This window comes from Burkholderia sp. WP9 (genome assembly GCF_900104795.1).
Taxonomy (GTDB): domain Bacteria; phylum Pseudomonadota; class Gammaproteobacteria; order Burkholderiales; family Burkholderiaceae; genus Paraburkholderia.
In genome coordinates this window covers 2,524,708-2,549,097 of the sequence record NZ_FNTG01000001.1, presented here as the reverse complement: position 1 = coordinate 2,549,097, position 24,390 = coordinate 2,524,708, and the positions used below count along the sequence as shown (strand labels likewise).

Annotated in this window: 20 protein-coding genes; 11 read left to right on the top strand and 9 right to left on the bottom strand. The window is 61.6% G+C overall.

Annotation, left to right across the window (positions count from 1 at the left end):
* Positions 1–2: 2 nt before the first annotated feature.
* A complete protein-coding gene (locus tag BLW71_RS11335) occupies positions 3–1,628 on the bottom strand; it encodes an MFS transporter (protein WP_091796405.1) in 1,626 nt (541 codons plus the stop codon).
* Positions 1,629–1,732: 104 nt separating this feature from the next.
* Positions 1,733–2,407, bottom strand: coding sequence for an antibiotic biosynthesis monooxygenase family protein (locus BLW71_RS11330; protein ID WP_091796403.1), 675 nt, complete (start codon positions 2,405–2,407; stop codon positions 1,733–1,735).
* A 422-nt stretch (positions 2,408–2,829) separates the two neighbouring features.
* Between BLW71_RS11330 and BLW71_RS11325 the strand changes: the two genes are divergently transcribed.
* Positions 2,830–3,762, top strand: a complete 933-nt coding sequence (locus BLW71_RS11325; RefSeq protein WP_091796401.1) for a LysR family transcriptional regulator — start codon at positions 2,830–2,832, stop codon at positions 3,760–3,762.
* On the opposite strand, the gene mug is transcribed toward BLW71_RS11325, so the two are convergent.
* Both mug and BLW71_RS11315 read right to left on the bottom strand, forming a co-directional pair.
* Complete coding sequence (gene mug, locus BLW71_RS11320; protein ID WP_286161976.1) at positions 3,723–4,253, bottom strand: G/U mismatch-specific DNA glycosylase; 531 nt, start codon at positions 4,251–4,253, stop codon at positions 3,723–3,725. The genes BLW71_RS11325 and mug overlap by 40 nt on opposite strands.
* Entirely contained in the window at positions 4,250–5,275 is a 1,026-nt protein-coding gene (locus tag BLW71_RS11315; RefSeq protein ID WP_091796397.1) for a GlxA family transcriptional regulator, read from the bottom strand. Before BLW71_RS11315 ends, mug begins: the two co-directional genes overlap by 4 nt.
* Before the next feature lie 508 nt (positions 5,276–5,783).
* On the opposite strand from BLW71_RS11315, the gene BLW71_RS11310 reads away from it, so the two are divergent.
* The 7 genes from BLW71_RS11310 (at position 5,784) to BLW71_RS11280 (ending at position 13,934) form a co-directional block, all read left to right on the top strand.
* Positions 5,784–6,362 (top strand): AraC family transcriptional regulator, encoded by a 579-nt coding sequence (locus BLW71_RS11310; RefSeq protein ID WP_091796395.1) that lies wholly within the window; start codon positions 5,784–5,786, stop codon positions 6,360–6,362.
* 76 nt (positions 6,363–6,438) lie between these two features.
* Complete coding sequence (gene ilvB, locus BLW71_RS11305; protein WP_091796393.1) at positions 6,439–8,304, top strand: biosynthetic-type acetolactate synthase large subunit; 1,866 nt, start codon at positions 6,439–6,441, stop codon at positions 8,302–8,304.
* Between the two features lie 122 nt (positions 8,305–8,426).
* On the top strand, positions 8,427–8,726 hold the full coding sequence (locus tag BLW71_RS11300) for an ArsR/SmtB family transcription factor (protein ID WP_091796391.1): 300 nt from the start codon (positions 8,427–8,429) through the stop codon (positions 8,724–8,726).
* A 231-nt stretch (positions 8,727–8,957) separates the two neighbouring features.
* Entirely contained in the window at positions 8,958–9,395 is a 438-nt protein-coding gene (locus BLW71_RS11295) for a MarR family winged helix-turn-helix transcriptional regulator (RefSeq protein WP_091796389.1), read from the top strand.
* Positions 9,396–9,434: 39 nt separating this feature from the next.
* Complete coding sequence (locus BLW71_RS11290; protein ID WP_091796387.1) at positions 9,435–10,982, top strand: efflux transporter outer membrane subunit; 1,548 nt, start codon at positions 9,435–9,437, stop codon at positions 10,980–10,982.
* Between the two features lie 44 nt (positions 10,983–11,026).
* Positions 11,027–12,280: an HlyD family secretion protein gene (locus tag BLW71_RS11285; protein ID WP_091796385.1), complete on the top strand. Its 1,254-nt coding sequence runs from the start codon at positions 11,027–11,029 to the stop codon at positions 12,278–12,280.
* Positions 12,281–12,374: 94 nt separating this feature from the next.
* Positions 12,375–13,934, top strand: a complete 1,560-nt coding sequence (locus tag BLW71_RS11280) for a DHA2 family efflux MFS transporter permease subunit (protein WP_091800719.1) — start codon at positions 12,375–12,377, stop codon at positions 13,932–13,934.
* 42 nt (positions 13,935–13,976) lie between these two features.
* On the opposite strand, the gene BLW71_RS11275 is transcribed toward BLW71_RS11280, so the two are convergent.
* From BLW71_RS11275 to zwf, 5 genes are all read right to left on the bottom strand, one after another.
* Positions 13,977–14,510 (bottom strand): cytochrome b, encoded by a 534-nt coding sequence (locus tag BLW71_RS11275; protein ID WP_091796383.1) that lies wholly within the window; start codon positions 14,508–14,510, stop codon positions 13,977–13,979.
* A complete protein-coding gene (locus tag BLW71_RS11270; protein ID WP_091796381.1) occupies positions 14,507–15,568 on the bottom strand; it encodes a catalase family peroxidase in 1,062 nt (353 codons plus the stop codon). Before BLW71_RS11270 ends, BLW71_RS11275 begins: the two co-directional genes overlap by 4 nt.
* A gap of 755 nt (positions 15,569–16,323) precedes the next feature.
* The gene (locus BLW71_RS11260; protein WP_091796378.1) at positions 16,324–18,240 is read right to left on the bottom strand and encodes a bifunctional transcriptional regulator/glucokinase; all 1,917 of its coding nucleotides are present in this window, start codon (positions 18,238–18,240) and stop codon (positions 16,324–16,326) included.
* Complete coding sequence (pgl, locus tag BLW71_RS11255; protein WP_091796376.1) at positions 18,218–18,925, bottom strand: 6-phosphogluconolactonase; 708 nt, start codon at positions 18,923–18,925, stop codon at positions 18,218–18,220. Before pgl ends, BLW71_RS11260 begins: the two co-directional genes overlap by 23 nt.
* Before the next feature lie 180 nt (positions 18,926–19,105).
* Positions 19,106–20,569, bottom strand: a complete 1,464-nt coding sequence (gene zwf / locus BLW71_RS11250; protein WP_091796374.1) for a glucose-6-phosphate dehydrogenase — start codon at positions 20,567–20,569, stop codon at positions 19,106–19,108.
* Between the two features lie 544 nt (positions 20,570–21,113).
* On the opposite strand from zwf, the gene BLW71_RS11245 reads away from it, so the two are divergent.
* From BLW71_RS11245 to BLW71_RS11235, 3 genes are all read left to right on the top strand, one after another.
* Positions 21,114–22,361: an ABC transporter substrate-binding protein gene (locus BLW71_RS11245; RefSeq protein ID WP_091796372.1), complete on the top strand. Its 1,248-nt coding sequence runs from the start codon at positions 21,114–21,116 to the stop codon at positions 22,359–22,361.
* A 200-nt stretch (positions 22,362–22,561) separates the two neighbouring features.
* The gene (locus BLW71_RS11240; RefSeq protein WP_091796369.1) at positions 22,562–23,500 is read left to right on the top strand and encodes a carbohydrate ABC transporter permease; all 939 of its coding nucleotides are present in this window, start codon (positions 22,562–22,564) and stop codon (positions 23,498–23,500) included.
* Positions 23,490–24,347, top strand: a complete 858-nt coding sequence (locus tag BLW71_RS11235) for a carbohydrate ABC transporter permease (protein WP_091796367.1) — start codon at positions 23,490–23,492, stop codon at positions 24,345–24,347. The genes BLW71_RS11240 and BLW71_RS11235 overlap by 11 nt, the downstream gene beginning before the upstream one ends.
* Positions 24,348–24,390: the final 43 nt, after the last annotated feature.

Below are 24,390 nucleotides of genomic sequence, written 5' to 3'. Positions count from 1 at the left end.
CCTTAATGGGAAGAGGGCGGCGTAGTGCTCCACGGCGGGTAAATACGCACGGGCAACACTGGCACGAGGAAAAGAAGCGCGATGGCCACACCAGCCATCACGCGATAGAGATCCGCCGAGGTCAGTACCACTGCCTGCTCGTGGATCCGGTGAGCGAGTTCGCCGAGACTGTGAGTCGCGTCGACACTCTGGCTGGTCACGAGCGCGTGGTTGCCTAAATGGTCCACGAGCATGTTCGAGTGAAGACGTTCGCGATGCGTGCCCAACCCTTCGATGAGCGCCGTCGCCACGGCGGCGGAAAATGTCTTGAGCGAGTTGAACATGGCTGAAGCGAATGGACCGTCGGTCGGCGCCAGGCCCGTCGTGACGCCCATCAGGATCGCGAGGATCACCATGGGCTGCGCGACGATCTGTATGGATTGAAACCAGTAGAAGTTGTCGCGGATCCACTCGGACGTGATGAAACTACCCATCAGGCACGTGGTGATCATGAGAGACAAGCCAATGGCCATGACCCAGCGGTGGTCGACCCGCCGCAGGTTCAGGACGGCAGCCGTCAGAGGCAGCGCGATCAACAGCGGGAGCGCGACCAGCAACGACAAGGGGGCGGTCTGCAGCGGCCGGTAGGCGTGAACCCTGGCGAGATATTGGCCGGGGATGGCCGCCACGCCGACCAGCAGTATGACCGCGCCCAGGAGTGTCGTCAGTCCATGCGCGAAGTTTCTGCGCGACAGCAATTGCAGCTTGAAGAAAGGCAGCGGGTGAAACCACTCGTTGACAAGGAATGTGGCGAACAACAGCGCCCCGCCAATAAACATCACGCGAATGAACCCGGAGTCGAGCCAATCGAGACGATCACCTTGTAGAAGGCCGATCACGAGCATGGCGACGGCCGGGAATCCCGTCAGAAAGCCGGTCCAGTTGAATGCGCCGAGTCGTTCGAGTTTGAGCGGATCCGCCGGAAGCCCTTGCTGGATCGCCACGCAGCTGACGATGCCAAGCGGCACGATTTGCCAGAAGGCCATTTGCCAGCCGACGTACTCGGTCCACAAAGCCGCGAGCGGTGTGCCGAGCGCCGGTCCGAAGGTGGCCGTGAGCGCGTACCCGGCGAGTCCGTATAGTTTTACTTTCGGCGGAAGATAGCGCAGCGCCACGATGATCAACATCGGGGGAAGGCATCCGCCGGCCATCCCCTGAAGAACGCGCAACACATAGAGCGAGAGCAGGTTCGGTGCAAAGGGGCAAAGGATGCCGAGGAACATCGTGGCGATCACCGCGGCGATCGTAAACCGCTTGAGCGTGAAGGTGATTCCGAACCACGGAGCGAACACCATCGTAGCCACGTTAGCCGCTTCGAACAGGGCGGTCAGCCAGGTGCCGTCGTCGTGACCGATCGAAAGCGCGCCCTGGATATCCGCCATCGACACGGCAGTGACCTGCTCGTTGAGAATAGCCAGCAGCGACGCGAGCAGCATGCCGACGAGGCCGGTGGCGAGTCGAAGCGAAAGCGCGGATTGACGGGGCGTCGGCTGCGCAGGAGCCGCTGTCCCGGGCACGGCGGCGGGCGCTTGCGACCGCTCGACGATCGGTGCGTGCGCCTCAATGCTCGAAGGATTGCCAGTAGTCATAGGGGCCTCGTTGCTGCTCATGTTCGATAGGCTATCTAAGGATTGGCGCCGGAACTGGTATGAGAGAGAAGATGCCAGGACCCGCGCTCAAACGAATCCAATCCTCACGGCTTACGCTGTACCTCTTCAAAGTATTGCGGCGCTTCGCGGCGATCGAACATGCCGTATTCGCGGACAATACGGATACTCCGCCGGCGCGAACCATCCGCCGTTTGCGCAGCGCGTTCGAATGCTTCAACCGCCGCCTGGTCTTGCCAAGTCACCACCACGATCACGTCGCCGGGTGTCATCAGTGCGTCGAATACGTCCCATGAAACGAGGCCGGGCGCGTTCGTATCGACGCCAAGCGACTTCGCCACTCCTTCTGCGCCGGTCTGCTTGAGCCACGCCGGCGAGCACTTCGCATCGAGCAGCGTCACTGCGGTGCCACTGCCCGCTTCAGTGACATCCAGGCGCTGCTCGCGCAACACCTGTCCGGCGGGCAGCTGGTTATCGCTGACTACCTGGCCAATGCGCAAGCGGTAGTCGGCAAATACGCGGTCACGCGCGGCTTGTTGTATCTTGTGGTGCGCCGTCGTGGTGCGCCAGCGCACGAGCGATTTCTCGTCGCGCCAGCTCGACAGCGAAAGAAGCCATCCTTCGCGCGTGAGACTCGCATAGCGGTTGTTATCGATAAACCCTTCGATCTTCTCGAGTTCAGGCCGCAACATTTTGGCCATGCCGAGGTAGGCGTCGAACTGTTCGGGTTTCGGGTTGACTTCAAGCATTGCGGAGAACATGAGGACCTCTTACATTGAGTTGGCAATACGACGCGACGTGTCGAATGGAATGCGCGCCGCGGGCGCCTTTGGCTGATTCGTTGCGGCATTGCAGATAGCAGGCGCGTGCAGTCATTGTGCAGGATAGGCCGATTAATCGGAGTCCAGGCTAGTTGAGTATTGGGCCAATGAATTGGCGATTTTTGCCAATCGGCAATGAATCGCCGGATAACCCTCACTGCCTGAAAGAGTCTCTTTCGAAGCGGTGAGGCGATTGATTCGGTATGGAAAATATGAGCGGGCGTTTTTTCAAATGTGGAAAAAATCTGGCCTTGGACAATTTGTGTCGTCTTTGAGCCATTCGGCGACGCGGCTCGTTACTATGCGGATCACAGCGCATAGAATCACGACGTGTTGGCGTGGTGACAAGGGTAGGAAGCGGAATGGAAAGATTGCGTGAGATGGAGGTATTCGTTGCCATCGTCGATCGAGGCAGCTTTACCGGTGCGGCCGAAAAATTCAGCATGTCAGCCGCAGCGGTTTCGCGAGCGGTCAGTGCGCTGGAAGCGCGTCTCGGCACGCACCTGCTCGCCCGCACGACCCGCTCGGTTCGTCCGACCGATGCGGGCATGACATACCTTGAAGCCTGCAGGAAGGTGCTGGACACCATCACGGACGCGGAATCGATCATCGCAGCCGACCAGCTCAATCCCGTCGGTACGTTGACCGTCTCCGCGCCGGTGCTGTTTGGCCAGCGCTATGTCGCTCCTCTGGTCAACGCCTTCGCACTGCGTTATCCGGACGTCAACATCAATGCCGTGTACGTCGATCGAACTACGCGGCTCCTGGAGGAGGGGGTGGATATTGCGATTCGCGTCGGCCACCTTGGGGACTCCTCGACATTCGCCATACCTTTGGGATTCGTGCGGCGTTGCACGTATGCCGCGCCCTCTTATCTGGCGAGGCATGGGGAACCTCTTCACCCCAGAGATCTGACCCATCACCACTGTGTGTCTTTCACCGGCGTCTCGCTTCCACTCGAGTGGGTGTTCAACGAAAATGGTTCGAGATTGCCCGTCAGATTCCGGCCGCGGATGATCGTCGACCTTGGCCCCGCTGCCGTTCTCGCGGCCGTCGAAGGTGTGGGGATAATCCAGTTGCTGTCGTATCAGGCGGCTCCCGAGGTGCTCGAAGGCAAGCTCCAACCTGTCCTGACGTCATTCGAACCCGAGTCGATCCCGGTGAGCCTGCTTCATGTCGAGCGGCGAAGCAGCAGCGGCAAGATTCGCGCGTTCGTGGATTTCGTTACGGAGACCTTACGCAACAACACGCACCTTCAAGGCGTGGACGTGACTGCGATACGAACTTCCCGGTAAGCGGACACGAGTGCATCAAGGTCGAAGCCCCTGTTCAGTCCGCTCGGATTGGGCAATACCCACGCGCATGCGCCGCCGAATGGCTCTGTTTGTCGCCCCCAATCGATAGAGCGTCTGCCGGAGATCGCGGCAAGCGCCATCTTTCCTAGGAAAGCGACGTGCCGTGGCGCGTACCGTTCGACCTTCCGCCGGAAACCATCGCCGGCCAGTTCGATCTCCGTTCGCACAAGCTCGTCGGCACGCGCCGTCGGACGTGAAACCACCGTGGTGAGACCGTAGCCATATCGAAGAACCGTGGAGTCGTCTTCGGGCTGAATCTGTTCGGGAGTGAAGCCTGCGAGATGCATGACCCGCCAGAAGCGATTGCCTCGGCCTGCAAAGTGGTGACCCGTGGATGCCGCACGAATGCCTGGATTGATTCCGCAGAAAACTAGCGTCAAGCCTGGTTCAAGGAGATCGGGAAGAGCCTGAGGGTAGCCGCCGTCGGTCACGAATGAGACAGTCCTTGAAAAGGGACCTGCTTGTCGGCACCGTTGGTTCCCCATCGCTGCGTGGCTGTCTCGCCGCGAAATCGCTGCCGATATTGTTTCGGTGTCACCGCGAGCCGCCGGGAGAAGGTGGTGCGCATATGCGTGGCGCTACGGAAGCCGCATTTGAATGCGACGGTCTTCAGCGGGGCATCCGAGTCTTCGAGCAACTTCCTCGCCGTGTCGACGCGAACCTGCTCGACAAATACGGACGGCGTCACCTTTGCATGCTTCGCAAATAATCTGGAGAAGGTCCGCCGGCTCACGGCAACCGCGCTCGCGAGTTGTTCGATGGATAGCGCATCGGCTATATGCTCGGTCACATACCGGTGCACTTTGCCGATAATCGGATCTTCGTCCCGGCCGGTGCCAATGTATGGACTGTACTGAGACTGGCCGCCTTCCCGCTGGATATAAACCACGAGGCGTTTCGCGACACGCACCGCCAGCTCGTGTCCCCAGTCTTCCGCGACTAGCGACAGGCACAGATCGATGCCGGACGTCACGCCTGCCGACGTAAAGAGGCGTCCGTCTCGAACGAAGATCTTGTCGGGCTGCACACAAGCCTGCGGAAATTCATTAGCGAGACGGCCCGCGTCCGCCCAATGCGTCGTCACTTCCTTGCCGTCCAGCAGTCCCGCATGCGCAAGCACGAATGCTCCATTGCAGACAGAGCCAAACCGCGTCGCGTCGCGTGCCTGACTCTGCAGCCACGCCAGAAAGTCACTGGAAGGCTGAGCATTGGGCAATTGGGGACCTCCTGCGATCAGAAGCAGATCCCATTGCGTGTCGAGGTCCATATAGCCGAACGGTACGTAGAGCTGCATTCCGTTCGAGCAGGTCACGCCGCCGGCCTGAAGACCCACCAGGGAGACTTCATATCTCTGTTGTTCGGGGAGGATCGTGTTGGCTTCCGCGAACACGTCGAGAGGGCCCGCAACGTCGAGCGCCTGAACACCATCGAATATGACAATGGCGACTTTCATGCCGTGACCTTCATGGAGTGAGTAGGCCCGTCTCCGATACCTGCGATTCGATTGGCTTTACCTGAAAGAGCGGGCCAAGCCTCTCAGCCTCTACTGACGAGCGGTAACCGAGCTTAACGCAACAGGCGGAAAACAGGGATGCACAGGGCGGTAACTCACTTTTGCGTCCAGGTTACAAAACAACCGGGTTCGAGCAATGCCAAACGGCCATGGACCCTCCGGACGCAGCGCAACATAACGCAATACGAGCGACAACATCACCACGTTGGCGCGGTTGGCCCAAATCTCACGTGGATTGGCCCAGCATGGCGACAAGCACGTGTTTCCTCTGCCGTGCCGGCTCATTAGACTGGTTCACCAGCCTGACGAAGGGCACGCCGCCGGGAAAACAGGCAGCCATGGACGGATTTGTCACGCTGAAGGAACGCCATACTTCGCACGCCTCGCCGGGCCTGACGCGGCGGGATGCGCGGCGCTTATGTTCAGTGAATTCACGGAGTAACGGAGCATGCATGTCGCGATGATGCTGTACGCCGGATTCCGGCTGCTCGAAGTGACGGGGCCGATGGATATCTTTCACGAAGCGAACCGTCTGTGCGGTGCAACGTTGTACGAGCAGCATCTCGTGGGACCGTCGCCGGGGCCCGTCATGTGTTCGAGCGGGGTAGCAGTCCGCACGACGGAGAGCCTGCTGGATGCACATGCTGCTTTCGACATTGTCGTGGTCCCCGGTTGTCCGGTTCTCGGGTCGAGCCTGGAACATCGTGAATTGGTGGATTGGCTCAGGAATGCCGGACGCGGAGTGCGAAGGCTCGCATCCGTGTCCAACGGGGCGTTTCTGATCGCGCGCGCCGGCCTTGCTGATCATCGTTTGTTGACCACGCATTGGCGCGACGCGCAGCGTCTGGCCATCGAGCATCCGTTCGTACACGTCGCGAGCGATCAAGGTTGTCTGAAGGACGGCAATCTGTACTCGTCATGTGGCGTAAGTGACGGTATTCAGGTGGCCTTGGACCTGGTCAGGGAAGACCTTGGCGAAGAGTTCGCCAGAAGCATTACGAAGTCATTGTCGAGGCGCCGCGAATGAGCGCCAACTGGAAAGGAAGTTGTTCTTTGATTCTGGCTGCTGCTCCTGTCAGCGCCGATTTGCCCGCGAGCGAACCATGAGCCGAAACCCAATCATTACTTCACACGCCGATCTGACGTCGGCGAATGCGACCGAAACGCTGTCGGGCGCGGACATCATTCTGCGCGTGCTCGCCGAGCAGGGCGTCGACACACTCTTTGGATATAGCGGCGGGGCGATCTTGCCGACCTACGACGCGGTGTTTCGCTACAATGAAATGAACGCGGCCCATGTGGAGCGTCAGATCAAGTTTGTCGTACCTGCCAATGAACAGGCCGCGGGCTTTATGGCGGCAGGTTATGCGCGAGCCAGCGGAAAAGTCGGCGTGTTCATGGTGACGTCGGGGCCGGGTGCGACAAACGCAGTGACGCCGATCGCCGACTGTAACGGCGATTCGGTGCCTGTCGTGCTCATCTGCGGGCAGGTGCCACGTGCCGCGATCGGGAGCGACGCGTTTCAGGAGGCGCCCGTCTTCAACATCATGTCGGCGTGCGCGAAGCAGGTGTTTCTCGTCACCGATCCGTTGAAGCTCGAGCCAACACTGCGAACCGCATTCGAAGTTGCCCGCACCGGCCGGCCGGGTCCGGTCGTGGTGGACGTGCCTAAAGACATCCAGAACTGGACGGGGCCCTATCATGGGCGAGGCACACTGCATTTTCGCGGCTACTCCGATCGGCTGCGCATGGTGGCTAAAGGCGCACGGTTGGAAAAGACCAAAGCTGCCGACTTTTTTGATCTTCTGCGGCAGAGTGAGCGGCCGCTGCTTTATGTCGGCGGCGGCGTGATCACGGGGCGTGCGACTGCGGTGCTAACGGAGTTCGCCGAGCGCCACGGCATTCCAGTCGTGACGACACTCATGGGTCTTGGCGCCATATCTGCAAAACACCCGCTGTGTCTCGGCATGCTCGGCATGCATGGGGCCGCCTGCGCGAACTACGCCGTTGAAGACTGCGATTTTCTCATTGCTGTGGGCGCCCGATTCGATGATCGCGTCGCCGGTGGACGGCCTGACTCATTCGCTCCCGGTGCGCGCCATGTCGCGCATATCGATATCGACGAGGCGGAGATCAACAAGGTCAAGCGTGCGCACTGGACTCACGTGGGCGATGCTAAAGATGCCTTGCTGTCTTTGCTCGAGCACAGTCCGGCGAAGCAGTCGTCTTCTGGCTGGCTCGACCATGTGATGGCGTTGAAGCAGACCTTCGGAATGAACTACGACCGCAAGAACCTTGCGATTCAACCGCAATGGGTTATCGAAAAGCTCAGCGAAATCACCGGCGGACGAGCGATCATCAGCACGGGCGTCGGCCAGCATCAGATGTGGGCCGCGCAGTTTTTCGAGTTCGTCGAGCCTCGAAGCTTCCTGACATCGGGAAGCATGGGGACGATGGGTTTTGGGCTGCCCGCGGCGATTGGTGCGCAACTGGCGCGACCGGATGCGCTCGTGATCGACATCGACGGCGATGGAAGCATCCGGATGAATGTCGGCGAACTGGAGACGGCAAGCACGTACGGCATTCCCGTCAAGGTACTGCTGCTCAACAATCGCGGTGACGGAATGATCCGGCAGTGGCAGCGTCTCTTTTACGACGGGCGAATGTTTGTCAGCGACAAGGCGCTCTATCGCAAGGACTTCGTGATGGCGGCACAGGCCGATGGATTCGAGTTTGCCCGTCGCGTCGAGGCGCTGTCCGAACTCGAGCACGCGTTGCGGGCGTTCGTTAGATTTAAGGGACCGGCCTTCCTGGAGGTGATGATCGACGAGAACGCCGATGTGTTTCCGATCGTAGGTCCGGGGCAAAGCTACGCGACGATGAATACCGGTCCCTTTATCCCGTCTCGAACCGGGGAGGGGACACCCATTCAGAGCGTAGGACGAAAAAGTGCTGCGGACATGTTCTAACGAAAAGGGCGCCGGTATTCCAAGGCGTGACACGACCTTGGCCGCGATCGCGATAGGTGAAGCATTTCGTCCCTACCCGTCGCCTGGTTGAGCAGCTTCTATCGAGGCGTTTTTCGAAAGCTATGGTTAACGAGAATTTGATTCATAAGGCACTTGCAAACCCGTTCCGGCGCGAGATTTTGCGGTGGCTAAAGGCCCCCCGCGAATACTTCGCGCAAGGCTACATCGATCTCGATTGCGGGGTGCCGGCGAACGCAATCCTCGCGCGCAGTGGGCTATCTCAATCGACCGTCTCGGCGCACGTTGCGGCATTGGTCGCGGCGAAACTGCTGGTGTCGACCCGGGTTGGTCAGTGGATGTTTCTGTCGCGAAACGAAGACGTCATTCGCGCCTTTGCGGAACAGATGAGGTTGCATCTATAGCCACAGCGTGTGTCGACCGAAGTGCCGCCCACCTTGGCAGGCTCGCTGCCGTGCGGCGCTTCGTGCTCGCTTCTATTGCGACTGCCAAACCCGCGAGGCGGATTCGTACGGAGAAACGCCCGCTTCAGGACTCTTTGCCCCGGATTGACCCCCCAAAAAATATTTCCGCACTCCAGTTGACAGTATCTGACGTTGCAGATAGTGTTGAGTCTGTCGATTGAGGAGCGCAAGATGAACCACTACACGAAGGACAACTTCCGGGCGGAGCAGAGCATTGGCCTTGCGCTCACCAAAGCCCGCAACGTTCTGGTGGCGGAAATGGACAATGCCTTGAAGGACCTGGATATCACCTCCCCGCAAATGGGCATCCTGTTGTCGCTCAATGGCGGGGTCGCTTCCACGCCGTTTGAGTTGTCGAAGTTGCTGGGCGTCGATACCGGCTTGATGACGCGTTTGCTCGACAAGCTGGAAGACAAGGGCTTGCTCGAACGCTCGCGCAGCCTGGAAGATCGCCGGGTAGTCAACCTGACGCTGACGAAGAAAGGCAAGCAGGTCGCCGCACAACTGCCGGAAATCGCACCTGGCGTCCTGAATGGTCGTCTGAAGCACTTTACGAAGCAAGAGTTCATCGAGCTGGGCCGCCTGCTTAACAAATTCCTTGAGGACTGAGCGGCATTTTTTTTACCTATATATCTGACAGGTCAGAAAATGAAATCGCAATTAAATGGAATGGCGCTCGGCAGGCGAGTGGCGAAGGCTAGCGTTTCCGTGATGTTCGCCGCCGTGTTGTCGGCGTGCGCGAACTACGCCGGCATTACGAGCGACAAGCAAATGACGCCGCCGCAAACGCTCGCTACCCAGCAGAGCATTCCGTCGGACGACGGACATTGGCCGGCCGCCGATTGGGCCGACCAGTTTGGCGACGCGCAGTTGAAAGCCCTGTTGGCAGAAGCCCTGGAAGGCAGTCCGTCGCTCGCTCAGGCGCGCGCCCGTGTGGCGGCCGCCGCCGCTTATACGGAGACGGCGAAGGCGAGCACGCTGCCGAATGTCGGCGCCAGCTACTCGTTCACGCGCCAGCAGTATTCGGGTAACGCTCTGGTCCCGCCGCCGTATGCCGGCTCGTGGCAATCGGAAAACAAGGGGCTGCTGTCGGCCTCCTACGACCTCGATCTGTGGGGCAAGAATCGCGAGGCGCTCAAGGCTGCCATGTCGCAGTTGCAGGCGAGCGAGGCGGATGCCGAGGTCGTCAAGCTGACGCTCACCTCGGCTATCGCCCGCAACTACAACCAGCTCGCCCGCCTGTACGCATTGCATGACATTGCGCAACAGGAAGTCGGGCAGCGCGAACAGATCGACCGCATCACGGCCGGCCGTATCGCCAGCGGGCTGGATACCGAAGTGGAGCGCAAGACCGCGCAGGCCAATCTGGCCAGCAGCCGGGCCGCGCTGGCTTCGCTCGACGGCAGCATTGTCACGACGCGCTATCAGCTGGCCGCGCTCCTCGGCGCGGGACCGGACCGTGGCCTGTCGATCGCCCGGCCTGCACTCGGTATCGGCGACGAGGTGCGGTTGCCCGATAACGTGCCGGCCGACCTGGTGAGCCGCCGCCCGGATCTTGTCGCGGCCCGCTGGCGTGTCGATGCGTTCACGCACGACGTGAAGGAAGCGAAGGCCGAGTTCTACCCCGACATCAACCTGAGCGCCGCGATTGGGCTCGATGCCTTCGGTTTCGGCCGCTTTCTGACCGCTGCGAGCCGCACCGTCAGCGCGGGCCCGGCGATCCATCTGCCGATCTTCGACGGTGGCGAACTGCGGGCGCAACTGAAAGGGCGATACGCGGACTTCGACAATGCGGTGGCCGGTTACAACCAGACGCTCGTTACGGCGCTGTCGGAAGTTGCCACGCAGTTCGCCGAGATCCGTTCGACCGACGTCCAGCTCGGCGATGCGCAGGCCGCCCAGGAAGCGGCGCGCAGTGCCGACCAGTTGGCGCTCACGCAATACAAGGCCGGCCTCACGAACCAGCTCACGGTGCTGAACGCCGATACCAACGCGCTCGCCGCCGACCAGGCGGTCGCCAACCTGAAGATGAACCGCCGCGATCAGCAGATCGCGTTGGCTGCGGCACTCGGAGGCGGGTATGTCGACACCGCTGCCGCCAGCCCAGGAAACCCGAACGCAAGCTCGAGCGCCAACACAAACACAAACGCAAACGCAACCGCAACACAGATCAGCCCAGTCGTCGCCGCGCGCTAATGCGACTGTCGCGACCCCTTCATATACTGCCAGGAGTGATTGAAATGAGCGATACGACCGCCGCCGAGCGCACTACGGCGCAAGCAGAACCCGTCGAGGTTGAAAAGCCCCGCAAGCGCAAGCTGATGCTGGCGCTCCTTGCGGCCGCCGTTGTCGTGTCAGGCGCTGGCTATGGCGCTTACTATTTCACGGTGGCGCGCTTCTACCAGTCCACCGACGACGCGTACGTGAGCGGCAATCTCGTGCAATTGACGCCGCAGGTTAGCGGCACGGTGGTCGCAGTCAACGCCGACGATACGCAGGTCGTCAAGCAGGGCGACCCGGTGGTGACGCTGGACGCCGCCGACGCAAAGATCGCGCTGTCGAACGCGGAGGCGACGCTCGGTCAGACAGTTCGGCAGGTGAGCGGGCTGTACGTGAACAACGATTTCTACGCGGCAAATATCGCGCAGCGCGAGGCCGATCTGCTTCGCGCCAACGACGACCTGAAACGCCGTCAGGCGATTGCGGGAACCGGCGCAGTGTCGGGCGAAGACATCGCCCATGCCCGCGACGCCGTCAGCTCTGCTCAAGCCGCGCTCGACGCCGCCCGCCAACAGGCCGAAGCGAATCACGCGCTGACGGACCGCACCACGATCGAACAGCATCCAAACGTGCAGGCTGCGGCATCGAAGGTACGGGACGCCTACCTGAACTATGCGCGCAATACCTTGCCCGCGCCGGTCACCGGTTATGTCGCGCGGCGTTCGGTACAAGTGGGCCAGCGCGTTGCGCCCGGCACGCCGCTGATGGCCATCGTGCCGCTCAACGGAGTCTGGGTGGACGCGAACTTCAAGGAAGGCCAGCTCACGCACATGCGGATCGGCCAGCCGGTCACGCTCACGGCGGATGTCTACGGCTCCAGCGTCGAATACCACGGCAGGATAGAGGGCTTTTCGGCCGGCACGGGCGCCGCCTTCGCGGTGCTGCCGGCGCAGAACGCCACCGGCAACTGGATCAAGGTGGTGCAGCGCCTGCCGGTGCGCGTGCTGCTCGATCAGCGTGAACTCGATGCGCATCCGTTGCGGATCGGTCTGTCGATGCAGGTCGATGTGGATACCCATGACGAGTCGGGCACCCAACTCGCCGCGGCCACGAACACGACGTATCGCACGGATGTGTTCGCCCAGTATGGTGCGGCTGCCGATGCGGAGATCGCCCAGATCATCGCGCAGAACATGCCGGCCTCGCGCGTCGCCGCATCAGCCGCGCCGCAAAAGACCGTCGCGCACCGCGACGCGTCACGCCATGCCGGCTGAAAGCAGTAAGCGCGCAAATTTTTTTATCGAATTAGCTGACTGGTCAGATAGCTGGCGGCGACCCTGATCCTCGCATCTCAAGATGGGTGATGAAATGAATCAATCCAATCCCGCTTCACTTGCGCCGCTGACGGGCGGCAAGCTGGCGCTGGCGACGCTCGCGGTGGCGTTGGCCACTTTCATGAACGTGCTGGACTCGTCGATCGCCAACGTCGCGATTCCGACCATCGCGGGCAACCTCGGGGTGTCGGTGGACGAAGGTACATGGGTGATCACGCTGTTCGCCGCCGCCAATGCCATTTCAATTCCGCTGACCGGCTGGCTCACGCGGCGCGTCGGGCAGATCAAGCTGTTTGTCGGGGCGATCCTGTTGTTCGTGCTGTCGTCCTGGTTGTGCGGTATTGCGCCGAATCTGCCGGTGCTGCTCGCCGCGCGGATCGTCCAGGGCGCGGTGGCGGGCCCGCTGATTCCACTGTCGCAGGCGATCCTGCTCGGTTCGTATCCGAAGGAAAAGAGTTCGACCGCGCTCGCGTTATGGGCGATGACCGCCACCGTCGGCCCGATTGCCGGCCCGGCGCTGGGCGGCTGGATCACGGACAGCTACTCCTGGTCGTGGATCTTCTACATCAATATCCCGGTGGGGCTGTTCGCCGCCGGCGTGACGTGGGCGATCTACCGCGATCGTGAAACGCCGACCATGCGTCTGCCGATCGATAAGGTCGGACTGCTCTCGCTAATCGCCTGGGTCGGCTCGTTGCAGGTGATGCTCGACAAAGGCAAGGATCTCGACTGGTTCAACTCGCCGGTCATCATTGCGTTGACCGTGTTCTCGCTGGTCAGTTTCGTGTTCTTCCTGATCTGGGAGTTGACCGAGAAGAATCCGATCGTCGATTTGAGGCTCTTCGCCGGGCGCAACTTCCTGGGCGGCACGGTGGCGATCTCGGTCGCGTATGCGGTGTTTTTCTCGAACCTGGTTCTGTTGCCGCAATGGATGCAGGAGTATCTGAGCTACCGCTCGGTGGATGCCGGGCTCGTCACCGCGCCGCTCGGTATCTTCGCCGTGCTGCTCGCACCGGTGATGGCCAGAATCATGCCGAAGTCCGACGCCCGCGTGCTCGCCACGCTCGCGTTTCTCGGTTTCGCGGCCGTGTTCTTCATGCGCTCGCGCTATACGACCGGTGTCGATACGTTCACGCTCGTAATTCCTACCTTGCTGCAAGGCATTCCCACCGCGCTCTTCTTCGTGCCGCTGACTTCGATCATTCTGTCCGGCCTGCCCGCGGACAAAATTCCCGCGGCTGCCGGTTTGTCGAATTTCGCCCGGGTTTTTGCGGGCGCCGTGGGCACGTCATTGTTCAGCACGGGTTGGAACGATCGCACGATCCTTCACCATGCACGCCTTGCCGAGCAGAGCAGCGTCAACAATCCGACCTTCGTGGGAGGGCTCGACTCGCTGCACGGCATGCTTGGCGGCAGCACGCAACAAGCGCTGGCGGCGTTTGAGAACTCGCTCAACGGCCAGGCGGCGATGCTCGGTCTCAATGACATCTTCTGGCTCTCGGCAGTAATCTTCATCGCGATCATTCCACTGATCTGGTTGACGAAACCCGGCAAGGGTGGTGGCGGGAGTGCCGCGGCCGCTGGTGCGCACTGAGCCGGGGGCTCGCCGACCAAAGCTGACCTGCGTTGGCGGCCCTCAACGCCAGGGCGCCATCGCCTGGAAAACACCGTCACGCCTGACCAGCGCGTGCAGAAGCGCCGCTGCCAGATGAAGCACGATCAGCGCAAAGAAACACAGCGCGAGCGTTCTGTGCGCGTTCCACAGCAGCGTGTGCAACGCATCGCTATGCGGCAGGAAGGAGGGCAGATGTATCCCGAACACCACGACGGGATAGTCCGCGGCCGACAGCATGCCCCATCCGATCAGCGGAAGCCCGATCATCAGCAGGTAGAACGCGAGATGCGACAGGCGGGCGGCGAGTTTCATCGGTTCCGGCATCGACGCCGGCAGCGGCGGCGCGCCACGCACGAATCTCACCACCAGGCGAATCAGCGCCAGCACAAGAATCACGATACCCAGCGGCTTGTGGATGGACACCAGCGAAAGATAATCCGGGCGAATGGTGGACACCATCCCGACACCGATAAATAGCATCGCCAGAATGCAAATTGCCATGAGCCAGTGAAGAGCGCGCTGCAGTGGTGTAAAGCGATCGTGGATCGGGGTCATTGCGTGGCTCCTTCCGCCGGATGGCGCGGATAGTCCTTCTCCTCGGCGGTCCGCCGGTTGAACGATACGGAATAGGCGGCCGAGCGCGCGGCGGGAAACGGGTCGTCCGACACATGCATGCCTGACGGCAGCACGGTGGGATCGAAGTTGAGATCGCGACATGGCCCGTCAGCCTCGGGTTCGATGGCGTTGACCACCAGCGTGCCGGCCTCGACTTTATGGCGATCTTCAGGCCAGGCCTTGCTGGGGTCCGCGGTCGGGTCACCGGGGTTGGCGACCGTGACGACCATCGTCCAGCGTTGCGGCGCGCTGTGTACCCGCTGCGTAATATCCGCGGCGAGGAAGTCGGCGGCGCGCGCCTTCAACTGGTCGGCGGGCACGGTCTCGGGTTGCGCGGCGGGCACGAACGACCAGCGCACGGCCTGGTCCTGGTCTGCGGCGTTGGTGAAGATAAAGCTATTGAGACTGTTATACCGCTCCTGCGCATAAGAGCCCGTCCAAGGCGCGCTGCCGGCCCACGCGACAAAAGCACCGAACTCCGGATGCGCGGCGGCAAAATTCTTCATGGCGTCCGGGTCGCTCTTGTCGGCCGAGGCTTGAAGCAGGCCGTAAAAGGCCTGCGGCGTGGCGACCGGGAAGACGGGAGCGTCGATCATTGCCGTACGCCATTCGCTGCCATCCGGTGCGACGATGCGCAGACTCAGGCCGCGCACCCGAACGGTGGCGTCCGGGGCCTTGGGATCGGCCGTAGCGAGGTTGAAACGTCCCGTGACCGGATAGGAGCCGGACGCGAGCATCGGGGCCTTGGACAAGGCCGCAGCCGCGCCATTCGAGTCGAAGGTGCCGGTGAAGCAGATGCCCTTGGCGTGATTGCGCCGGAAGCCGAGAGCCGCGCCGCCCGGCGGCGCTAATCCGTTGACGATCTTTGCGGGCGTCAGGCGTCCCGGCGAGAGCCAGCCGGCCGTGAAGGCGAAGGCCGCGACCAGTGCGGCCACGACGATTGCAATCAGGACCAGCGAACGGAATGTGGACGCACTGGAAGTTGGTCTGTCGGCCATCGATCTCTCCTGATCAATGATTGGCTGAGAGGAAACCTAACGAGGTGGCGACAATAGTGCCATTGTTCTATCGATTTTGCTGAGAGGGGTACCCGGCGACGCAACGCGCGAAAAACCCGCTGCGAGCGGCGAGCTTCGCGCGGGCGCCTGGCTCAGTCACGCGCGCCACATGGCAAGTGCGACGTAGGCGAACCCCTACAACGCACGATGTTCGGCTACGTCATTCTCGGGCTGCTCTGATTTAACTTCGTGAGTGCCTATCCAATACTGAATTCACGGACCTGTGGAGCGAATGTCCTCCTCAGCCCAACTGGAATTCAGGAGCACGACATGAATGCCGACAGCCTTTCCTTGCGATCTCTCGTGGATAAATGGCTTGCGCCAACGCGTTCGATGCCCGCGCGGGTGACGCAGATTGGCCGGTTGCTCGCAACGCACGGTCGCTATGTGCGACTGGAAGGTTGCACTTCGAGCGGGCCGCTGACGATCGTGTTCTTCCGGCATGACAACGGCTCATGGTTTGTGTTTCCGCCCGCCCCCGCAGCGCCGGCCATGTGTGGGCATGTCTTCGTGCTGCCGTTGGAATGTTCCGCGCCATTTGCCATGAGTCGCGGCGACCGCGTTCAACACTAGCAATACGCGGCACATTGGTGCAGCGTCGCTCAAGGGCGACACTGACCGACCACTATGACTTCAAGGACAGGCGAGCACCGCGGGCAACAACTCACTCCCACGGCGCAGCCCATTTCCCAACGTCAATCCCGCGCCGAAGAAGCCGCGCCGTGGCTCAGCCAGTCCAGCACGGCGGTCGCATCGTCATCCGCACCCTGGCGCGCCTTCGCGACCGTTTCCGCCACATCCGCGCTAGGCACGGCACGACGAATTGCCACGCCGACAGCCAGGATATCGATCATCACCAGATGCAGAATCCGCGAAATCATCGACAACTGCGACTCGCGAATTTCAATGTGATCGGTTTCGAGCGCGACGGTGGCCCGCTTGGCCAAAGGCGTATTGCTCGACGTAATCGCGATCACCTTGGCGCCGGCCTGCATGGCTACATCCAGCACGCGCAGCAGTTCAGGCGCGCGCCCCGACTTGGACACCGCAACGATCACATCGCCCTTGCCGAGCAAGGCCGCCGACGCCGCCTGCATGTACAGATCGCCGTACGCAATCGTTGGGATGCCGAAACGGAAGAACTTGTAATGCGCGTCCTGTGCGACGATGTTCGAATTGCCGAGACCATAGAACTCGATACGCCGCGCGCCGTTCAACAGGTCGATGGCCCGCTCGACGTGCTCGAAATTCAGGTGCTCGCGCAACTGCAAAATCGCGGACACGGTGTTGTCCAGCACCTTCGCGCCGAAGTCCGTGGCCGTGTCGCCCAGATGCACCTGGCTGTGGCTCACCGGAATCGTGCCGGTCAAGCCCGTTGCCAGCTTCAGCTTGAAATCGGACAAGCCCTGGCAGCCGAGCGAACGGCAAAAGCGGATCACGGTAGGCTGGCTCACGTCGGCCTTGCGCGCGATATCGACAATCGGATCGTTGATGATCGAACGCGGATGATTCAGCGCGAGATCGGCCACGCGGCGCTCGGCCGGCGTCAACGCATCGCGCATCTGGCGAATCCGCTCGAATACCGCCGACGAACTGCCGCCCGCGCGGTTCGACAACTGCTCGGCGAGAATCGCGGAGACGCCGAGAAACGCCGGATATTCAGCGGTAATCACATACGTCGGCACGTTTTGCAGGTAGGCCTCGAAGCGGCCCTTGGCTTCGAAACGCTTGCGAAACGACGAGCGCGCGAAGACCTCGCCGAGTCGCGGCACCACGCCGCCGCCGATATAGATGCCGCCCAGCGCGCCGAGCGTCACCGCGATATTGCCCGCGAAGGTGCCGAGAATGCCGCAGAAGACGTCGACGGATTCGGCCGCGAGCGGCTCGCCTTCCAGCGCGCGCTTGACGATCTCGATCGTGTCGACATTGGCCGCCACGCGCTTCTTGTCGCGGCCCGCGAGCGCGCGGTAGATCACTTCGATGCCGGGACCCGCGGCCACACGTTCGAACGACACGTGCGACCACTTCTTGCGCGCGTATTGCAGCACGATGTCTTCGCGTTCATCGGCCGGCGCAAAGGTGGCGTGACCGCCTTCACTGCCGAGCGCGATCCAGCGGTCGTCGGCGGGAATCAGGCCGGACACGCCCATGCCGGTGCCCGGGCCGAGCAGGCCGATCACGCTGTTTGGACGGCGCGCGCCACCGCCCACCTGCACGCGTTGCGCATCGGTGAGGCCGGGCAGGGCCATGGCCAGCGCCGTGAAGTCGTTCACCACCAGCAGCGTGTCGAAGCCGAGCGCGCGGCGCGTGGCTTCGATCGAAAAGCTCCAGTCGTGATTCGTCATGCTGACCTGATCGCCGTCGACCGGGTTCGCAATCGCGATCGCCGCATGATTCACGCGGCCGATCTTGGTGTCCTTCAGATACTTCTTGATGACTTCGGCAACGCCCGGATAGTCCGCGCACGGATAGACCTTCACCGAGCCGATTTCGCCCGGGCTCGTCTCCAGCGCAAAACGCGCATTGGTGCCGCCGATGTCGGCCAGGAGCCTCGGTCCATCGGCGTGCTGGCCCGCGCCCGGAACAGCCTTAGTTTGCACACCAGTAGACATCGAGTCTCACTCCCTTGTCGTTCGCCAACTGTGAGATGGCATTTTTTTGTAGCGCAGCGGTGGCGGCGTTCAGCACGTCCATTTTGCGCGGTCCGGCGATCAGCAAAAACAGATGCTTCACTTCTTTCAACGCGGATAGCGACCAGCTTACGCGCGCATGCGGCGCGCTGCCAGGGTGCACGGCGACGAAGCGCTCGCGGGTGGTGATCGCATGGTCCCATTCGGGCGCATCGGCAAAGATCGACGCGGTGTGGCCGTCTTCGCCCATGCCGAGAATCGCGACGTCCGGCGCGACGCCAAAGCGCGGGTCGGCGTTCAGCGCGGCGACGTGCGCGTTCAGTTCCTGCGTGGTGTCCGTGAGCGGCCAGAAGGCCGCGTTTTTCGCGGCGTTCTGCAACAGCGTGGCGTGCACCAGTTGCGAGTTGCTCGCGCTGTCCGTTTCCGGCACCCAGCGGTCGTCGACCAGTGTCACGGCAATGCGTGCCCAGTCGAAGGTTTGCGTGGACAACGTCTGCAGAAACGGGCGCGGACTGCTGCCGCCGGACACTGCAAGCATTGCGGGGCGCGCGCCGGTGGTTGACCCGGCGGCCTGTGCGGCGAGCGACGCATGTAACGCGTCGCCAACCGCTTTCGCCAACGCGTCGGATTGGGCGCGTTGATCGTCGAAAGCGTGAAGCTCGATCACTTCTCCTCCGTGCTGCTTTCTTGTTGGATCTGCGGAATGTGCCGTACTGCTCTCACGCGATGCCTGCGAGGTGGATGACCTGCAGGCGCCCTCGTGATACCGGCGCCATTCCGTTCAGTTCGTCGGTGGGTCTTGCAGGCGGCGCGTCATGTTCCGTGGAATACGACATGCCGCCGTGATTCAATTCTCTTCTTCGAGCCAGCAGGTGCCATGCTGCGCCAGCATCGCGCTCGACGCAGCCGGTCCCCACGTGCCCGATGCGTACGGCTTGGGCGGCTTGTTCGATACTTTCCATTCGTTCAGGATCGGTTCGACCCAGCGCCACGCGGCTTCCTGCTCGTCGCGCCGCACAAACAACGCGAGGCGGCCGTTGATCACGTCGAGCAGCAGACGCTGATAAGCCTCCATCTGTCCTTCGCGGAAGAACTGGTCGAACGCGAGGTCGAGGTGGACGCTGGCGAGGTTCATGCCTTCGCCGGGCTGCTTGGCGAGACAGTAGAGGCGAATGGTTTCGTTCGGCTGCAGGCGGATTACGAGGCGGTTCGCGCCGGCACGCAGCGCGGAAGCGCCGAGCGCCGAATGCGGCACTGCACGAAAGTTCACCACGATCTCGGCAACGCGATCGGCGAGGCGCTTGCCGGTGCGCAGGAAAAACGGCACGCCGGCCCAGCGCCAGTTTTCGATCTCGACCTTCAGTGCGACGAAAGTTTCGGTCGTGCTGTCCGGCCTGACGCCGGACTCCGTTGCATAGGCCGGCACCGCGGTGCCGCGAATCACGCCCGAATGATACTGGCCGCGCACGGCCACCTTGCCGATGTCGCGTGGGTCGATGGGCTTCAAGGCGCGCAGCACGCGCAGCTTTTCATCACGCACCGAATCCGAATCCATGGAGTGGGGCGGCTCCATCGCCACGATGGAAAGCAGTTGCAGCAAATGGTTCTGCACCATGTCGCGCAGGGCGCCGGTGTTGTCGTAGAAGTCGCCGCGCGCTTCCACGCCGAGTTCTTCGGCGATCGTGATCTGGATGCTTTCAACCCACTCGCGGCGCCACAGCGGCTCGAATAGGGCATTGCCGAAACGCAGCGCCAGCAGGTTCTGCACCGGTTCTTTACCGAGGTAGTGGTCGATGCGATAGATCTGTTCTTCGGCGAAGATTTCACCGACTGCATCATTAATTGCGTTGGACGACTTGAGGTCATAGCCGAGCGGCTTTTCCAACACGATGCGGGCGTTCTCGTTCAGTCCCACCGACGCGAGCGCATGGCAGATCGGCACGAACAGCGACGGGCCGGTGGCCAGATAGAACACGCGAATGCCAGGCAGATCCTGAATGGCGTCGCGCAAGTGCACGAAGTCTTCCGCCTTGCCGAGGTCGATATTCACGAACTCGATGCGGTTCAGAAAGCCCGCCCACGCCGTTTCGTCCACACCGTTCTTCGACACATGTGGCTTGACGTGTTCGTTCACCCACTGGAGGTACTCGCTGCGATCCGCCGCGTGCCGGGCCACCGCCACGATCTTGCCACTGTCGGCCAGCATGCCGCCTGCACGGTGTGCTTCAAACAGTGCCGGCAGGATCTTGCGCATCGACAGATCGCCGGTTCCGCCGAAGAGAACGAAGGTGAAACTTGAATCGGTTTGCATGAGTCTCCGTCGATGTCCTGGGGCCGCCGAAGTTGAACAGTTGAGCGACCGTAGTCCGATAAAATTTTTTTTGACACTGAATTGTAGTTTAACTACAATCCAAATCAAGAGGTAACGCTAATTCGATGAAAAAAGCGTGCGCTGCAAGTCCAGATGCGCGTTTTCCCGAATCGGCAGGCGTCCCCTGCATGTTAACGGACATTGCGTGTCGGTACGCGCCAGCACGCCCTGCGGCCCTTGTGGAAAGCCGGGCAGTTGAGCGGCTTTCCGTAATGGTCGGCACCAGGTTGACGTGCAAGGCACCTCGAGTCTGCCGCGCGCGACGCGGGCAGGCAAAAATCAAAAGAGGAGACAGTCAGTTGCATCCCGAACCACTCATCTCTTGAGCTTCCAGCGGCCGAAAATCGGTCCGCCGGCACATGCCTCGCGCATGCGCCCGACCGTGCTCGATCGCCCAGTGTTTTGCCTGTTTGAACCAACCACAGCACCCTGGCGACATCAGGGGCCATTTGTTTTTTGTTCAGGTGTCTGGAGGAGATAAGCAATGAAATTTCGCGCGATCATGGGCGCTTTGTGCGCCGCAGGTCTGATGTGTGGCGTCTCGGCCGTTCAGGCTGCCGAGTCGATCGAAGTGTTGCACTGGTGGACTTCGGGCGGCGAATCGAAAGCCGTCGGCGTCCTCAAGGACGACATGACGAAGCAGGGTTACACGTGGAAGGACTTTGCGGTTGCGGGTGGCGCCGGCGCGGCTGCCATGACGGCACTCAAGACGCAGGTGATCTCGGGCAACGCGCCGAGCGCTGCGCAGATCAAGGGTCCGCTGATCCAGGACTGGGCGCAGCAAGGCGTGCTGGTGCCGATCGACTCCGCCGCGGGTGACTGGAAGAAGAACCTGCCGCCGGAAATCGACAAGATCATGCACGCAGACGGTCACTACGTCGCCGCACCGTTCTCGGTGCACCGCGTGAACTGGCTGTACATCAACAAGGCAGCGCTGGACAAGGCAGGCGGCAAGGCGCCGACCACGTGGCCTGAGTTCTTCGCCGTGGCCGACAAGATGAAGGCCGCGGGCATCCAGCCGATCGCGATGGGTGGCCAGCCGTGGCAAGACCTGACGCTGTGGGAAGACGTCGTGCTGTCGCAAGGCGCGGACTTCTACAAGAAGGCGCTGGTCGACCTCGACGAAAAGACGCTGACTTCGGACAAGATGGTCGGCGTGTTCGACACGGTCCGCAAGATTCAAGGTTACTTCGACGCGGGCCGCACGGGCCGTGACTGGAACCTGGCAACGGCCATGGTCATCAACGGCAAGGCCGGCATGCAGTTCATGGGCGACTGGGCGAAGGGCGAATTCGCCAACGCCGGCAAGAAGTCGGGCTCGGACTACATCTGCGCCGCTGTGCCGGGCACGGAAAAGTCCTATACGTTCAACGTCGACTCGTTCGTGTTCTTCCAGCAGAAGGGCGCGAAGGCGGCAACGCCGGGTCAGCTCGCACTGGCCAAGACGATCATGTCGCCGGAGTTCCAGGAACAGTTCAGCCTGAACAAGGGTTCCATCCCGGTTCGTCTGGGCGTGTCGATGGCCAAGTTCGACGACTGCGCGAAGAAGTCGTACGCGGATGAACAAGTGGCGATCAAGTCGGGCGGCTACGTGCCTTCGCTGGCACACGGCATGGCGCAACCGGATGCAGCAGCCGGCGCGATCTCGGACGTGGTCACGAAGTTCATGAACTCGCAGCAGGATTCGAAGAGCGCGGTTGCCGCGCTCGCGAAGGCAGCGAAGACCAAGTAAGTGAAGTGAATGATGCGGCGCGCCCGGCGGTTCATCAACGGGCACCGGGCGCGCCCTTCACGTCGCTGATTGCCGGGGTGGAAGTCCTGGCATTGGCAGGCGGCTTCAGCCTGGTTTCATAGAGTCACACCTATGCCGTTGCGGCCTCGCGTCTTCCGGCGCGAATGTCCTAGCGGCACAGTTTCAGCAGGAGTCGAGTAGTGACTGCTTCTATCAGCGGAAACGGGAAAACGGCCTCCGTCACCCGCCGCGCGTCGCCCATGGCGGCCCTTGCCGATCGCTGGATTCCGAAGCTGGTGCTCGCACCCAGCGTCGTGATCAGCCTGATCTTCGTGTATGGCTTCATCGCCATTACCGGCTATCTGTCGCTGTCCAATTCGCGACTGATGCCTCGTTATGAATTTGTCGGTCTCGACCGTTATCGCGAACTGTTCGATAACGACGTGTTCTGGACGTCGGCTGCGAACCTCGGCTGGTTCGGCATCCCGTTCATCGGTATCTGTATCGGCCTCGGTCTCTTTCTCGCGATCCTGCTCGATCAGCAGATTCGCAATGAAGGCGCGCTGCGCGCCGTGTTCCTGTACCCGATGGCGCTGTCGTTCATCGTGACGGGTACGGCATGGCAATGGATCATGACGCCGAGCATCGGCCTCGAGAAGGTGTTTCACGACTGGGGCTGGACGAGCTTTTCGTTCAGCTGGCTGGGCGATCCGGACAAGGCGATTTTCTGCGTCGTGATCGCGGCCGTGTGGCAGTCCACCGGCTTCGTCATGGCGCTGTTCCTGGCGGGCCTGCGCGGTGTGGACGGTGAAATCTTCAAGGCGGCGCAGATGGACGGCGCGGGCTTGCCCACCATCTACCGCAAGATCGTGATTCCGAGCATGCGCCCGGTGTTCTTCTCCGTGCTGCTGATTCTCTGCCACATCACGATCAAGACGTTCGACCTGGTGGTCGCGTTGACCGCGGGCGGTCCGGGCACGTCGTCGTCGCTGCCGGCTATTTTCATGTACACGTTTTCGTTCAATCGCGGGCAGCTGGGCGTCGGCGCGGCATCGTCGATGATGATGCTCGCCACTGTCGTGGCCGTGCTCGTGCCGCTGATGTATCTGGAATCGAGGAGCACCCGCAATGCAGCCTAAGATGACGATCAGCCGTGCCGTCATTTACGCGGCCTTGATTCTGTTTGCCCTGTATTTCCTGTTCCCGTTGTACGTGATGCTGTCCACGTCGTTCAAGGACATCGATCAGCTGCGCACCGGCAACCTGCTCACGCCGCCTACGCACTGGACCGTCGAGCCGTGGATCAAGGCGTGGAGCGGCGCCTGCACGGGCGTGCGTTGCGACGGCATGCAGCCGTTCTTCATGAACTCGGTGCGGATGGTGATTCCCGCCGTGCTGATCTCGTCGATCATCGGCGCGTTCAACGGTTATGTGCTCACGCATTGGCGTTTCCGTGGCGCGGATCCGATCTTCACGATGATCCTGGTCGGCTGCTTCATTCCGTTCCAGGCGATCCTGCTGCCGATGGCGCGTTTCGAAGGATTTCTCGGCCTGTCGAACACGACCACCGGCCTGGTGGTGGTGCACGTGATCTACGGTATCGCCTTCACCACGATGTTCTTCCGCAACTTCTACGTGAGCATTCCGGCTGAACTCGTGAAGGCGGCGCGTATCGACGGCGCGGGTTTCTTCACGATCTTCACGAAGATTCTGCTGCCGGTTTCGCTGCCGATTTTCATGGTGTGCCTGATCTGGCAATTCACGCAGATCTGGAATGACTTCCTGTTCGGTATTGTGTTCTCCGGTGTCGATTCGATGCCGATCACGGTGGCGCTGAACAACCTCGTGAATACCTCGACCGGCGTAAAGGAATACAACGTGGACATGGCCGGCGCGATCATCGCCGCACTGCCCACGCTGCTGGTGTACATCATCGCCGGACGCTATTTCGTGCGCGGCCTGACGGCGGGCGCAGTGAAGGGCTAGACGCCAGGCTCAACCATCCGAGCGCGGCGGCTTCTGTTCGATT